Origin of the sequence: Embleya sp. NPDC020630 (assembly GCF_044334985.1) — a bacterium.
Taxonomy (GTDB): domain Bacteria; phylum Actinomycetota; class Actinomycetes; order Streptomycetales; family Streptomycetaceae; genus Embleya.
Map to the genome: position 1 here is coordinate 920,518 of NZ_JBIRUB010000001.1, position 13,556 is coordinate 934,073.

Annotated in this window: 8 protein-coding genes; 1 reads left to right on the top strand and 7 read right to left on the bottom strand. The window is 70.8% G+C overall.

Translation table 11 applies throughout. The features are described 5' to 3' along the window. Positions 1 to 46: 46 nt before the first annotated feature. Entirely contained in the window at positions 47 to 1,135 is a 1,089-nt protein-coding gene (locus ACH4XV_RS03690) for a hypothetical protein (RefSeq protein WP_395786635.1), read from the bottom strand. Next, positions 1,132 to 1,668: a hypothetical protein gene (locus ACH4XV_RS03695; RefSeq protein WP_395786636.1), complete on the bottom strand. Its 537-nt coding sequence runs from the start codon at positions 1,666 to 1,668 to the stop codon at positions 1,132 to 1,134. The genes ACH4XV_RS03690 and ACH4XV_RS03695 overlap by 4 nt, the downstream gene beginning before the upstream one ends. A gap of 215 nt (positions 1,669 to 1,883) precedes the next feature. Between ACH4XV_RS03695 and ACH4XV_RS03700 the strand changes: the two genes are divergently transcribed. Further along, positions 1,884 to 2,597, top strand: coding sequence for a hypothetical protein (locus ACH4XV_RS03700; RefSeq protein WP_395786637.1), 714 nt, complete (start codon positions 1,884 to 1,886; stop codon positions 2,595 to 2,597). A 47-nt stretch (positions 2,598 to 2,644) separates the two neighbouring features. On the opposite strand, the gene ACH4XV_RS03705 is transcribed toward ACH4XV_RS03700, so the two are convergent. The 5 genes from ACH4XV_RS03705 to ACH4XV_RS03725 all read right to left on the bottom strand — a co-directional run bounded on the left by ACH4XV_RS03705 (position 2,645) and on the right by ACH4XV_RS03725 (position 13,535). After that, on the bottom strand, positions 2,645 to 3,772 hold the full coding sequence (locus ACH4XV_RS03705; protein ID WP_395786638.1) for a hypothetical protein: 1,128 nt from the start codon (positions 3,770 to 3,772) through the stop codon (positions 2,645 to 2,647). Positions 3,773 to 3,781: 9 nt separating this feature from the next. After that, positions 3,782 to 4,471: a hypothetical protein gene (locus tag ACH4XV_RS03710; protein WP_395786639.1), complete on the bottom strand. Its 690-nt coding sequence runs from the start codon at positions 4,469 to 4,471 to the stop codon at positions 3,782 to 3,784. Between the two features lie 69 nt (positions 4,472 to 4,540). Continuing rightward, positions 4,541 to 8,326, bottom strand: coding sequence for a hypothetical protein (locus ACH4XV_RS03715; protein ID WP_395786640.1), 3,786 nt, complete (start codon positions 8,324 to 8,326; stop codon positions 4,541 to 4,543). Further along, complete coding sequence (locus ACH4XV_RS03720) at positions 8,323 to 10,680, bottom strand: hypothetical protein (protein WP_395786641.1); 2,358 nt, start codon at positions 10,678 to 10,680, stop codon at positions 8,323 to 8,325. Before ACH4XV_RS03720 ends, ACH4XV_RS03715 begins: the two co-directional genes overlap by 4 nt. Before the next feature lie 5 nt (positions 10,681 to 10,685). Beyond that, positions 10,686 to 13,535 carry a DUF6603 domain-containing protein gene (locus ACH4XV_RS03725; RefSeq protein WP_395786642.1) on the bottom strand — a complete coding sequence of 950 codons (2,850 nt, stop codon included), beginning with the start codon at positions 13,533 to 13,535 and terminating at the stop codon, positions 10,686 to 10,688. Positions 13,536 to 13,556 lie beyond the last annotated feature (21 nt).

The window sequence follows — 13,556 nt, forward strand, 5'->3', positions numbered from 1 at the left end:
GTATTCGTTCATCTGACTCTTTCCGTGGTTTCGAGCGTCGGCCGGATCATCTCCAGGCGAAGCACCACAGGTGCTCCGGCGCGTCCGAATAGATGTCCAATGAGGAGTGCCATGTGGTGACGGTCGTGGGATTCTCCGTCGGCTTGGCCGGGTTCGCGGCCACCACTTCCAGTCCGGTCTTTCCGGGACTGGACGAGAAAATCTTGATCGCGTAGAGCTTTCCGTTGCTCGGGTTGACGGCCAGTGGTGCGACGCCGTAGGCGTCGCTGAGGGAAATGACCGCCGCTTGCTTCGCCGTGAAGTCCAGGATGTCCACCACGGCGATGCCCCATACCGAGTCCTTGCCCGTCCCCTTGCGCACCGGGACACAGCAGTACTGGCGGTTGGCAGCGGTAGCGATCACGGGACGCCCGTAGCACTGCCAGCCGGCAGGGGCGGCGATGGCATCGGTCGACTTCGTCTGGGTGGCGTTGAACCGCTGGATCTTTCCGGCGTTCCCCTCCGGCGTTCCCATGACGAACGTGTCCCCGGACGTCGGCGAGACGGCGAGCCATCGTGCGACCCCGAAGTCGACGCTCGACGCACCGCCGGTGCCAGCCACGCTCGGCTCGTGGGCAGGCTGGAGCTTGCCCCAGGCGAGCGACGTTCCGGACGCGGACTCTTGGAGCCCGAACAGGATGGTCTTTTCCGGGCCCAGAGCGATGTCCGAGAACGGGGTGTTGGCGGTGGGGGATCCGATCGAATACTGAATCGGATCCACCAGGACGCGGGAGTTCTTGACCGGAGCGCCGTACTTGTCGACCGTGGCGGAATCCATCCGCGCAGCCAGCAGGGACTTGTCCGTCGCCGACCAGTGGAAGGCGGTGTAGTGCCGGTCCTGCGGCCAGAACTTCCCGGCGACCGTGTCGGACTTCCAGGTCAGCTCGGTGACGACGCCGGTCTCCGTGTAGTACGCGAGGTCCCACGAGGTGTCCAGCGTTACGCCGGAGTGCGCATTCGCGGACACACTCCCCGACGGCGGGGATCCGAACTCGAAGAGCTTCTCCTCGGGTTTGGCGGTGCTGCACAGTACCCGGCCGTAGCCGCGCTGCCAGGTGATCCCGACGAAGCCGAGGCCGTCGACTTCGGTGCTCATCGGCCGGCCTCGCTTTCGGCAGGCGCGTCCGCCTCCCGCGGATCCCCCCACCGCGTGTGGTCCGGCCGCTCCGGGTCCACCCCCGGGCACTGCTCGGACGGCAGCCGTGCCTTGCGGGCCGCGACGCAACCGCACAGCGTGCACGTGGACTTGTCGGTGAGTCCGGTGGCGGTGAGCCGCTGGAGGGAGTTGCCCCGCTGTGTCGCCAGGTGGGGGCACGCGGCGCAGGCGCGCATCCGGGCGTCGAACACGTCGTCGGAGACGACGGTGAAGCCGGTGCGGGCCCATCGCGCAAGCGCGGTCGCGCCGCGGGCGACGAGCGTTGCGGGCGACAGGGGTTCGGCCGGGGCCGGGGGCCGGGCGAGGACCAGGTCCAGGAGTTCGGAGTCGCGGCGGCAGGTGAGGATGTTCCGGGCGTAGCCGTCGTCGGTGACGGCGGCCCGGAACACCTGCTCGGAGACGGGGGCGTCGAGTCCGAGGATCCGCCCGAGTTCGGTGCGCTGGGCCTCGACGGCGTCAGGCGTAACAGGCATGCGGGTTCCTTTGCTTCGTCGGATGGCGTAGCCGCGAGAGAGGGCTCCGCCAGGCTGACGCGCGACAAGGTATCACTAGAGGTAACTGGTTGTTTGCTTTGCGTGACGACGGGCCTTACGGTGCAACAGGCCGGTCCCGCAGGGCGCAAGCGCGCCCACGCGGCGCGGAAGGCGCCGGGGGCACCGGAATCCGCCGAGGAGAGGCAGGAAACCCCATGAAGCACGCGCCGTCCGCGATGGCCGCCGGTGAAGGGCCCGACGGTGAGCCGCTGGTCTACGTCTTCTACGCGAGCGGGTTGGTCCGTCGCATCCTCCAGACCGACGGCGGTGGACCCACGGAGAGTTGGCCGTCCGGCGGTGTCGACCACAAGTACCCCTACACCGATGCGGGGACGCATATCCGGGACCTGTGGACGTGCCTGACCGGCGTGTTGAATGACGTTCCCGTCGGCGTGTTCCGCCAGGACGAGCAATTCGGCGCCAACACCTACACGTTCCACGCACTGGAGATGGCCGACGCGGGCAAGTACCGCCGCTACTCGTGGCACCACACCGTGTTGGGCAAGCAGCACGTGGAGGTCGGGGAACCGTTCGCGGTGCCCCAGGACTTCACCGTGACGGCCGCCTGCGAGACGTCGCAGGGCAGCGTCGTGCTGTGGGGGAAGACATCCAAGCTCGCGTCCGCGTACTGCATGTGGAACGTACAGGACGGCTTGGTTGGCCCGGTCGTGAAGGGCCCGTTGGAAACCGCGGTGCAGGCTGCGTTCCTCGGCTACGACAAGTCCGGAGCCGAGCACGTGATGCGCCTGTACGCGGGCGCCGACGGCAAAGAGGAATCCGCGTACGCGGTCAAGGCGACCCCGGCGTCGTGCGTGTTCACGCCCCTGTCGTCGGCGCCCCGGTTCCTGGCCGCCGCTGAACCGAAGTGATGGAGAAAGTCGGGAGTTCGCCTGATACCGGGGCGGCATGGCGGCTGTCACGGGGTCGGTTTGAGCCGACCACCCCCGAACGGCCGCCAGTCCAGAACGACCATGTACCACGGGTCCGCCACGGACCCACCCGGCGACGACGTGGCCACTGTGACCGCGGACCCGGCCGGCACCGGCAGAACTGCCGTCTGTCGCCGGGTGTCCGCCACGGTGGTCATCCGGTACAGCTCCTCGTCACCTGGTGGTGCCACCGCAAGCGCCAGGTGCAGGTGCACTTCGCGGCCGGCGTCCAGCGTGCCGACGTTGGCGATCAGCAGCCCGTCGGTGTGCGCGACGAACCTGTCCCCTGCGACGGTGGCGGTGCGCGCGTCGACCGGCGTGTAGCCGGGGATTCCCGCATTGTCCGGGTCGGTGCGTCCGAGCAGCGCGACGGTGGTGTCCGCGGCGAGCGTCCGGGCCGCGACCGCCGCGCCCGCCACCATGACGAACGTGCCCAGATCCGCGCGGGTTTGCGGTCCGGACCCGGGCTGCAGCGTCGCAGTCAGCACGCAGGTGGCGTCGCCGGGCGGGGCGATGTGCTGCGTGGTCTTTCCGGTGACGTCCCACGGCTGCGCGTACCCGGTGCAGCGGAGCGAATACGTCGCGGTCGTCCCTTGGGGGACGGTGGTCCGCCACGTCAGGTCGGTGGTGGTGTGCTCCGGATCGACGATGTACGGGTCGGGCCGGAAGTCCGCCAGGACGAAGCCGGCCGGATTCTTCTCCACCTGAACGGTCGTCGTGGCCGTGGAATGCCCCTCCGTCTCCTCCGTGACGATGACGTCGACGGTGCCGGTCGCTCCGTTGGTGTCCAGATTGTCGAAGTGCAGCTCCACGGTGTCGCCGTTGGCCATCACCAGGCCCCCCGGCGCCGACAACGTCACTTCGATGCTGTTGCCGACGTTCTGGACGTCCTTGTCCCAACCCGGGCTTGCGCCGAGCCCCAGCGCCTCGGCGTCCTGGGCGGTCAGGTCGGTGGCCGCGTTGCCCTGGGGGAAGGAAAACGTGACGGTGCTGCAGGTGACGCTGCCGCCGGTGCGGTTTCGCCCGGCGAGGGACAGCTTGCCGCCTTGCGTGACGGCGCTCAGGAACCGAGGTGTGGGGGAATAGGTGAGCTGAGGAGTGCTGCCGGTGGGCACGATGGGCCTTCAGGAGGTGTAGGGCGCGAGGTCGCCGCTGCCGAGGGGGAACCAAGTGGCGGTCGCCTTGGGGTTCTTGCCTTCCACCTGGAGGGTGACCCGGGCGTCGGCGTGCACCGGCAGCAGCGTGTTGGCGGGGATCTGTGGCCGATCCGCGAACAGGGTGCTGCGCAGTGGCGTCCGGGGGTCCTTGCCGGTGTCGGCGATGGTGATGTGGAGCTTGGCGAAGGTCTGCTGGGCGAGGGTGGTCACGGTGACCGCGAGGAACCCGTCGGTGGGGGCCTTGTAGTCCGCGGTGGTCGCCGTGTCCTTGTCGAAGAACGCCGTCGGCCTGGGATTGAGGAGCCGCGTGGTGCCCGTCGCGGACAGCGCCCCGGCATGAACGTCGCCGCGCTCCAGGATCACGTTGGTGATCGCGCGTGCTTCGTCGTGGTCGGGACCTCGGACGATCACCAGGAAGGCCGTGACGGCCTGGGTGATGTTCTTTTCGACGTGGCTGCATACGCCTTGCGCGTCTTCGACGGGGGTGATCGCGTCGGCCTTCTGGGTCCGGTCCGAGCGTTGCAGGTAGTAGCTGTGCGGATTGGACGGTGCCGGGCCATGCCACGTGAGGGTGACCGAGCCGCCGTAGGAAGGCTGGGATTGCGGAGCGAGGTTGGTGATCTCGAACTCGCCCCCGGTGAGGGGAGGGGTGTCCACAGGTCCGTTTCCGTGGGAGATGCCGGGGGCCGGGACCGGTCGATGGACCGAACCCCTGGCAGGGCGGGGTCAGTTCTTCTTCTGCGCGAGTGTCAGGTAGCCGGTCAGCGCGTCCGGCGCGTCGGGCCACAGGCGGGGTTCGATGACGGCGGCGGAGAGCCCGTACGCCGTCCAGGGCACGGTCGCGGCCGCAGGCGGGCGCGGAGGGACGGCGAATCGCCAGTCGCCGCCGATGTCGGGCGTCGGCAGGCTCAACCGGTCCGGCGCGGGCGGCTGGTCGGCCGGCGAGGGCAGCACCCGGGCCAGCACCGGGCCGAGCGAGACGGCGAGGGTGAGCTGTTCGAGGTGGGCCGCGACGGCCGGCGGCGGAAGTCGGTAGGTGACGGCCGGCAGGATGTCGGTGTGTGCGGCGGCCGTCGTGTTGGGGTCCATCAGCAGGGTGACGTAGGCGGCGTCCTTCGGTGCCACGGTTTCCGCCACCGGCCTTGCCGGGACCGCGATTTCGGCGCCGGTCGTGCCGTCCGCCCGTACGATCGGCTTCGTGTAGGAGCCGGCCGGGTCGTGTGGCGGGTGGACGGCGTGCAGCAGTCCGTAGTCGGTGGCGCCGGGTTGGTCGAGCGGGCCGGTGAAGTAGCCGACCAGGCCGTCCGCGAGATCGCCGCCGGTGCCCAGGCGCACCGGCCAGCGCCGATCCAGATGCGGGTCGGTTGTTGCGGGCGGGTCGAAGACCTTGTTCCAGAAGGGGTCCGCGCGCGGCTCGCCGTCCAATTCGAGGTGGACGCGCATCCGGACCAGCGCCAGGGCGCGTCCTGCCGCCATGCCCGCCCCGATCCGGGTGTTCCCGGGGGTGTGCGCCGTGGACATGAGGGTCTGGTCGACGCTGAGCGCCAAGTCCTTGAAGCGGCCCGGGCGTTCGCTGCCGCCCTGGTGCCCGCCGGCGACCATGTCCGGCTCCTGGTCGACGAGCGAGGTCAGAAAGCCCGCGAGCGCCGGGTTCAGTGTGGCGAAGGCCGCGTCGTACAGGGACCGCGGGGTGCGCAGCGGCGACCCCGGCAGCGGGAGCCAGGTGACAGCGTCGTGTGCCGGGTTCGGGGCGCTGATGTAGCGGATCTCGCCGAGCCCCCGGCCGTCGGGTGCGTAGATCGCGAGGTGCCAGTGCGCCGCCGCGTTGCCGGGATCGTTGCGGGTGCGCCGGACGACCAGCCACGCCGCGACGGGGGTGTCCGCGGTCAACATCGGGTCGCTGTCGCCATCGATGGTCCTGCCGAGGTCGGCCGTGGCCGCGGCGGTGTGTGTCAAGGGCGTCAGGCACAGGCGGGCGGGCTGTGGGAGACGCGGTGCCAGCTCCACCAAGCGGTTGACATCGTCCGTCTTCAGACCCTGGGCAGATACGGAAGGCGTCACCGACGGCGAGCGTACGACGTGGTGCCCGGGGCGGTTCTTGGGATCGATGACGATCACACCGCGGCCGAACGTGTCGACGATGTTCAGGTCGTCCAAGGTGAACTGCACGGCCTGCACCGGCTGGTAGCCCCCGATTGTGGGCGCGGGCGCCGCCCCGTCGGGGCGGGGGACCGGCAGCGGGTCCAAGTGGAACGCGGGACCGCGCCGTCCGAGGACGGCGCGCAGTCCACCGAGCCGCTGGGAGGAGAGGTTCCATTTCGCGGCCACGGCACGGAATCCCTTGAGTGCCTCCGGCGGCGCGTCCGGGTAGGTGGCCAGGTGGGCGTCGATGCGGCGGGCGAGGACGGTGACCGGGGTTTCGCTGAGCAGGCTGCGACCTTGCAGCGCGAATGTCTCCTGCGCGGGCACCGCCGTCGTCAGGTGGCGGCGGCTGCCGTCGAACGTCCACTGCGGGGCGCCCTGCGCGTTCTCGTAGGGGAGGGTATGGCAGGTTGCCGTCCACGCCACCGTCAGCGGCCGCCACGGCTGCTCCCAGACGTCGGCGTGGCCGGGCCACTTCGCGGCGCCGGTCAGCGGCGAGATGCGGGGGTGTGTGTTCAGCGGCGTGCCGAGGCGGTCGTCGCCGAGGTCGCCCGCCTCGCGCAGGTAGTGGGCCACCGTGTGCAGGACATGCAGTTCGCCGGCAAGGGTGGCGAGCACCGGGCGGGTCGGCTCGGGGGCGGTGCCTGCCGCCTTGCCCCACTGGGGTGGCAGCCGGAGGTCGGCGGAGGAGGGCGCCGTGACGACGAGTTCCGGCGAACTGCCGTGCGCGGTCACCGTCACGGTGGTGATCACCTGGCTGGCGCGGCGGCACTCCGGCAGCTTGCCGGCCGCGAGCGCATCGGCGAGCGGGGTTCCGGCGCCGCTGATCAGGATGGTGGGGTCGACGGGGGCGTGGAAGGGCGGCAGCGCCACCTCGGCGAGGCCCCAGCCCCGCGGGAGGGCCTCCGCGAGTTCGATGTGCAGCCGGTTGCGTTCGGCGGCACGCTTCCTGAGATCCGCCATCGCTGTTTCGAAGTCGTGCCGGGCGCCCGGACTCTGCGCGGGATCGAGCTGACGGCGGCACTCGTCGATCTTGAAGTCGGGCTTCTTGCCGTGGGTTTCGTCGTACTCGCCTTGGAGCCACCACAAGTCGTTCACCGCGCGGGCCGCCTGGGCGACTGCGAGGCGCTGCCGGTCGAGTGCGGCCTGCGCGGCGTTGAGCTTGCGCAATGCGGCCAGAGGATACGGGGGCTCCTGGGCGCCCGCGAGGGTGTCGGGTGCGCCCGGGGGCGCCTCAGGCGGGGTGACCTTCCACCAGGAGCCCCGGGGCACCGGAGCGAACCAGTCGTCGTGGGCGGCGGTGTCCAGGAGTTCGGCTTCCGAACCGGCGTCGGCGGCCCGGTCCAGAACCGCCAGGTTTCCGGTGTGGAAGGCACGTAGCAGGTGGGTGGCCGAGCCCGGGTCCTGGTAGGCGGTCAGATCGAGGCTGTCGCGGATCAGGGCTGCCGAGGCGTCGGCCATGTCGTGGCCGACGGCGAGCTTGACGTCCTGGTGCCCGTCGGGCTTCTTCGAAGGCGGTGCGGTGGCGGCCGCCGGGTCCCAGTCCAGGCCCAGGACGGTCCCGGCGTAGATCGACCGGTCCCGGCCGTCGAGTGCGGGTGGCGGGGTGACGGTCCAGCCCAGGTTTCGCATTGCGTCGCCGACTCGGTCGGGCGGGGACGTCGGGGTGAAGAAGGCGATCAGGTCGTCGATCTGCCGGGTGTCGAGCGGATCGTCCGCGGGCTTGGCGTGCCAGCCGACGACCAGGTAGCTCAGGTCGCCGGCCAGCAGCGAGGCCGGCTTGCCGACCCCGTCGGTGAGGGGGTCGTGGAACGAGAAGACGTCCTGGCAGTACGGCTGGAACGAGGCGAACGCGGGCATGCCCGGCCCCACGACGGTCAGCTTTTCCATTCGACCGCCGGCCGGTTCGGTCCAGTCCGCGGCAAGGGACACCGTGTGGCCCATCCACAGCAGGTTGTCCACCCGCGACGTGCCGAGGCCGCCGTTGGCGGGGGACTTGGTGTCCGTCACGTCGCTATGGACCAGCCAGCCGGCCACGTCGGGAAAGGCCTCGGAAGACTTCCGGCGGTGGTGGTAGCGCAGGATCAGCCACCGGTTGGGTGCCGCCGGGTACCAGACGTCGGCGTCCGGGCCCCCGGTCAGGTCGAGTCGCCCCTTGCCGAGCGCCGCCGGCAAGTGCCAGTGCAGGTAGACACCTTGCTCCTTGGGCGAGACGCCGAAGGTGGTGTGGTCGAGCGGCCGCGGTTCGGGGTCCCGGAAGCGTCCGAGGAAGGCGGCCGGCGAACGCCAGAAGGCATCGTTGGCCACCGGCGGGGTCACCACGAGTGCGTCGACGACCATCGGGACGGTCAGCACGGCGGGGTCGGTCATGCGGAACCGTCCTTCGCGGGGTCGGGCCCGGCGGAGGCGGTGCCGGGTGACGGGGGAGCGGGGTCGGCCGGGGAAACGTCCGCGGCGAAGGTCAGCGACCCCGCCGAGTTGAGCAGTTGCAGGGCGAGACCGGCCGCGGTCAGTGCGGGGGTGCCGTGGCCGTTGGCGGTCAAGGCGGCCTGCACGATGTCCTTGAGAGTGGTGGTGGCGCCGCCGCGCTTGGCGGCCACGCAGACCACTTCCCCGCGCACTCCGTCCGTGCCGCGCCGGCATTTCTCGATGCCCTGGGCGGTCTGCCCGAGGGATGTGCCCATGTCGCCGCCGTCGGGCTTCCGCAGATTCAGGGCCTCCGGAACCAGGGTGTCGATGCCCAGGCTCAGCCCGTGCGGCGGCTCACGCAGGACAAGCGAATCGGGGCGGCTGTCCCACAGCAGCAGCATGGTGTCGGGCAGTGGCCTTCCCACCCACGTGGCCAAGGGCTTCCCGTCGTGCTTGGCCTCCACGACGAGTTCCGGCCAGTAGCGCACCAGCGGGGAGCGAATCAGGACTCCGAACACCGGCAGGTCCGGGTCCTTGGCGCGCAGATGCGCGCGGTCCAGCAGCAGATCGAGGTGCCGGTCGAGGGTCGTCGCAGTGCCGAGGCTGCGCATGCCGGTGAACAGAGCGTTCATCCACTGTCGATCGACCTGGAAGAACCGCGCGGTGTGCTCCGGGAGCATGCCCGCGTGTGGGACGAGGTGGTCGAACGGCACCCGCAGGAGCCACTGGACGCCGGGGCCGAGAGCCTCGGACACCCGCACGACGTGATCAGCGGCCACCGCGTCGAGCGCCGCGGCCAGCGGCACGGCTTCGTCCGCGCCGGCGATCAGGGCCGCCACGGCCAAGGTATGGCCGCCCGCGCCGACGCGCGGTGGCTCGGGGCGGAGGGTGGCGGGCTTGGATGCCTTCGGGGCGTTCTTCGTCGCCGTTTCCGTGTCGTTCTTCGCCTCCGTCTTGAGGCCTTGCGTGATCGAGGGTGCCAATGCCGCGTCGCCGAGCAGCTTTTCGAGGCGCGTGCGGGCGCTGTCCGGGGTCTTCACATCGTCCCGGTGGTCGGCCGGGCCGGCCGCTTGGACCACCGCCAGGCCGTCGGCCCGGAATGCCGCCAGCGCCTTGAGCAGTTTCGGATCCGCGGCGGCCAGTACCTGGCCGAGGGTGTAGGCGCACGCGTAGCTGACATCCCAGATGCCGAAGTCCTCCAGGTAGACCAAGCCGGACTGGGCGTCCTTCAGCGGGAGCCGCCCGTCGGGTAGCGGCTGGGCGTGGTGCGCGGTCCACGGGCCCCGATACCACGCGGGGGTGTGCTCGCCGGTGGCCGGCCGGTGCACGACGGGGACGTACCCGGCCGCCAGCTGTTCGGCGACATGACGCTTCACCCCGGTGTCCGACGCGTCGGCCTGGTGCGGCAGGCACAGCGCGTCCTCCTTGCGGCTGGCCTCGGCAAGCTTGGCGGCGAGCGCCTGGAAGTTGCTGTTGGCGGGGTCTCCCTCAGCCGCCGCGGTCGTGAACGACCACGACCACAGTGCGGCCATCCGCACCGCCGTTGTCCCGGCCGGGGCGGCCTTGCCGCCGCCCAGGTAGGAGTAGCCGAAATGGCCTTCCAAGGAGACCAGAACTGCGGTGTAGCGGCGGGACGGCAGCCGGGGGAAGCGGTTGGCGGCGATCACGCTCCGGCGTCCGGGGGTGAAGTCGTCGGTGGCGTCGCGGGTCTTCTTGAGCGTCTTCACCGTGACGTCGCGGACGTGGACGAGCCAGGGCAGGTCCGCGACGTCGGGCAGCAGCGCGTCCAGCACGTCGGAGTGGACGTCGACGATGCGGCACGGCGTTTTCCCGGGGTCGGCCACGGTGGCGGCGTCCAGGTCGGGGCCGAGGACGTGCTCGGGGGGTTTGAGGAGGTCGCCGACGGTGGCCGACCGGACGGCCTCGCCGGTACCCGGGTCGGTGGCTACGTCGTCGTCGGTGACCAGGAGCAGGGCGAGCCACGGGCGTTCCGGATGCGCGTCGTCGCGCCGGGCCCACGGCAGGATGTGGCCGGTCAGCACGGCGTGTGGCAGGGTGATATCGAAACGTCCGACCGCAGTCGGCGGTGGGTGGACGGCTTCCACGGCATCCGGCGGCAGCGTGAACCGCGGCGAGTCGACGGTGAACTCCACGGCGTCGTGCAGGGATTCCGTCGGTTGCTGGTCGCCGTCGACGACGATCGGCTGATCGGCAGTCAGAGTGTAGGTATCCGCGCCCAGTGCCGGCTGGTCGCGGCCGATGAACGTGACGTCGAGGCGGGTGGTGCCCGATCGCAGCGCGATCCGGTCGGTCATGGTGATCACGCCTTGTCCGCGAGGGCGGGAACGAGCATCGGGTCGGATTCCAGGAGCGACCAGAGCCGGTCGGCGTAGCCGTCGTGGGTGTCGAGCGCGTCGACGGGCGGCGGTTCGGCGGGCACGCCGGGGCAGATGCCGAGGGCTTGCCAGCGGTCGACCAGGGCCTGCCGCGCCTGCGCGGCCATGGCGGTGCCGATGGTCGCGGCCACCTTGGCGCGGGTGCCGTCGGAGGCCGGGCTGCCGACGGGGACGACGTCGGCGGCGAGCCGGCCCGTCTTGCCCTCTTCGTACTCCAGGTTCTCCTTGGGCATGGGCCCGAGGATGTCGACGGGCTTCGTCGGCGGCGGGACCAGCAGAGCGCCGAGCGTTTGCCCGTCGATCACCTCCGGGTCGCCGCCGGTGCCGTACTTCGGTTGCACCGGCGGGGCGTCCCCGGGGCCGTCGAGCAGTGGACCCCAGACCGCCGCCGGGACACCGCCGATGGTACGCGTGGCTGCCCAAACTGACAGGTCCAGCGGGGCCGCGGGAGTCTTCGTGGCGGCCAGGGCCAGCACGCAGCCCGCGGTGATCCTCTTGTGCATGGGGCGCACGGTCAGCGTCCCGGTGCCGCCGGTGGGTCCGGGTTCCGCGGACGGGACCTGCGCAGTCTCGGTCTTGTTCTTGCGCATCTCCAGGCTCGTGCACGGCACTGGCGTCTGCACCGACAGCGAGAGCGCGTCCAGGGACACCATGGCGGGCGCGGCCTCCTCCTGCTGGTCGTTCTTCGCCGTCCCGCCCTGGTCGTGGACCAGGCCCGAGGCGACCCGCGCCTGCAGCTTCTGCTTGGCGAGCACCCGGTCCCGGACATCGGCCCAGGCCAGCGCCTCGGGCTTGGCCGGGCGTCCGGCGCCGAACTTGATGTGGATGTCCGGGATGATCGGCAATTCCAGCGTTGCGATGCCGCCGGTGGGCGGCCCCCACAGGGTCAGCCCGACGGTCAGCTCGAAGTGGTGCGTGCCCAGGAAGTGGACGTCCGCGCCGACCTGCACGGTGATGTCGACTTCGAACCGGAACGGGTCCCACTGCACGACGGCGTTCATCTCGGCGCGCAGCCACGCCGACACCACACTGGAGGTGTACTCGACCCGCAGCATGCCGCCGACCTGGAGCATCGACGGGGTCACCGCGGCGTACGCCTCGCCGCGCACCACCACCGAGTCGGCGGGCTTCCACACCACGCCGATCCGGTCCACGCTTTGCGGGTAGTGCTTCGGCGGCTTGTAGGCGGGGTGGTAGCCGCCGAACGTGATGACGAAGTCCCCGACATGCGATGACGGCGGCACCCATGTGCACACCGCGAACCCGCCCTGCACATGGCAGTCCCGGCTCACCAGGTAGGACTGCGCGGGGTCCAGCGCGCCCGACACGGACAGTTCTCCGGTGGACATTCGGTAGACCGCGCGCAATCCCAGGGTGAGACTGACGTAGGGGTTGTCGTTCTGCGGGAACCGGATGCGCGCGGTGCCGAGCACCGCGATGGTCAGGTCGCCAGGGACGACCAGGACGGCGACGATCGCCGCCGCTTCGACGACCTCGAAGACGGTGAACGCGACGCCTACGGTGATCCACAGGTGGTCACCGGCCGGCTTGATGAACGCGTCGAGCTTGGCGAGGACTTCGGCGGCGCCCTTGTCGACGGGCAGCGTCTTGGGGTCGGCGAGTCCGGCCACCAGGGGATAGGTGGGGACGTCGCGCGGCTCGGCGGGGATCGTCAGGTCCGAGTTGTAGCCGAAGCCGCCGAGCAGACCGGTGACGTCGACCGGACCCAACGGCAGGTGCAGGCCGGTGACTTGGCCGACGACAAAGACCGTGGTGCGTCCGTCGGCGAGCTGCCCGTACATGCCCGCGGCCAGGAACCCGATGCGCGGTGTGCTGACGGTCAGCATGCCTTCGATCATCAGGGTGAGCCCGGACGGCGGCGGATCCTTGCGCACCAGCGCGCCCGCCACGCGTGCCGGTCCCGCCCGGAACGACAGGCCCAGCCCTTCCAGCAGTCCGGTGAGTCGGTACGACCCGTCCATGGCCAGGCCGAGGCCGAGCCCGACGGCGTCGAAGACCAGTCCGAGCGCGCCCAGCGACGCGTCGACCACGACGCACAGCCGCTTCGGCTTGGCCGCGCCGTCGTAGCGCAGACCCACGCGGTGTACCTGGAGGGGGCCGAGAGCCTTGTCGACGGGCATCCAGACGGGCATCCCCGGCGAACCGCCCGATCCGCCGCCGGTGTCCCCGCCCGCAGGAACCACAATGCCGGAGCCGTCGCTCGGAGCAGTGTCGGGGCCGCTCTCGTCGGACCCGTCCTCGGCGCCCCGAAGTGCGGGCGGCGGCGGGGCCGGGGGAGTGCCGCCGAACTCCATCCACACGGTCGAAGGCCGGCTGTCGACCACGAGTTGCGCGCCCAGCGCGGCACGGGCGTCGAACGCTTTGGCGTCCAACGGTGCTCCCTTGGCGTCCGGGCCTTGCAACAGGGTGGCGAGCCGGGCCGCCAAGGTGCTGCTCGGCTTCTTCGCTGTCCTGACGACCAGGCTCAGTTGCGACACCCTGGCGGCCTCCCGGGGGATCTGCGGTCCGACGACCGGAAGGTCCGCCAGCGACATCGACGGCGTCAGGCCGGCTGCGACGACCGTGACCCGGTCACCGTTCGTCTCGCATGCCGACGCGACGCCGACCCGCCACTCCTGTTTGGCCTCGGTGCCCACCAAGGCCATGCCGAAACTGAACTTGCCTCCACCGGAGGGGATTTCCAGAGTCAGATATCCCGAGGTCAGTGTCGGTACCAGGTCCACAGGCAGGTCGCCCCACACCTCACCGCCCACGCGCTACCACCTCCGTCTCGA

Excerpts from the sequence above, each read along its gene's own strand:
- ACH4XV_RS03700 (WP_395786637.1), top strand. The coding sequence starts at position 1,884 with ATGAAGCACGCGCCGTCCGCGATGGCCGCCGGTGAAGGGCCCGACGGT.
- ACH4XV_RS03720 (WP_395786641.1), bottom strand. The coding sequence starts at position 10,680 with ATGACCGACCGGATCGCGCTGCGATCGGGCACCACCCGCCTCGACGTC.
- ACH4XV_RS03690 (WP_395786635.1), bottom strand. The coding sequence starts at position 1,135 with ATGAGCACCGAAGTCGACGGCCTCGGCTTCGTCGGGATCACCTGGCAG.
- ACH4XV_RS03695 (WP_395786636.1), bottom strand. The coding sequence starts at position 1,668 with ATGCCTGTTACGCCTGACGCCGTCGAGGCCCAGCGCACCGAACTCGGG.
- ACH4XV_RS03715 (WP_395786640.1), bottom strand. The coding sequence starts at position 8,326 with ATGACCGACCCCGCCGTGCTGACCGTCCCGATGGTCGTCGACGCACTC.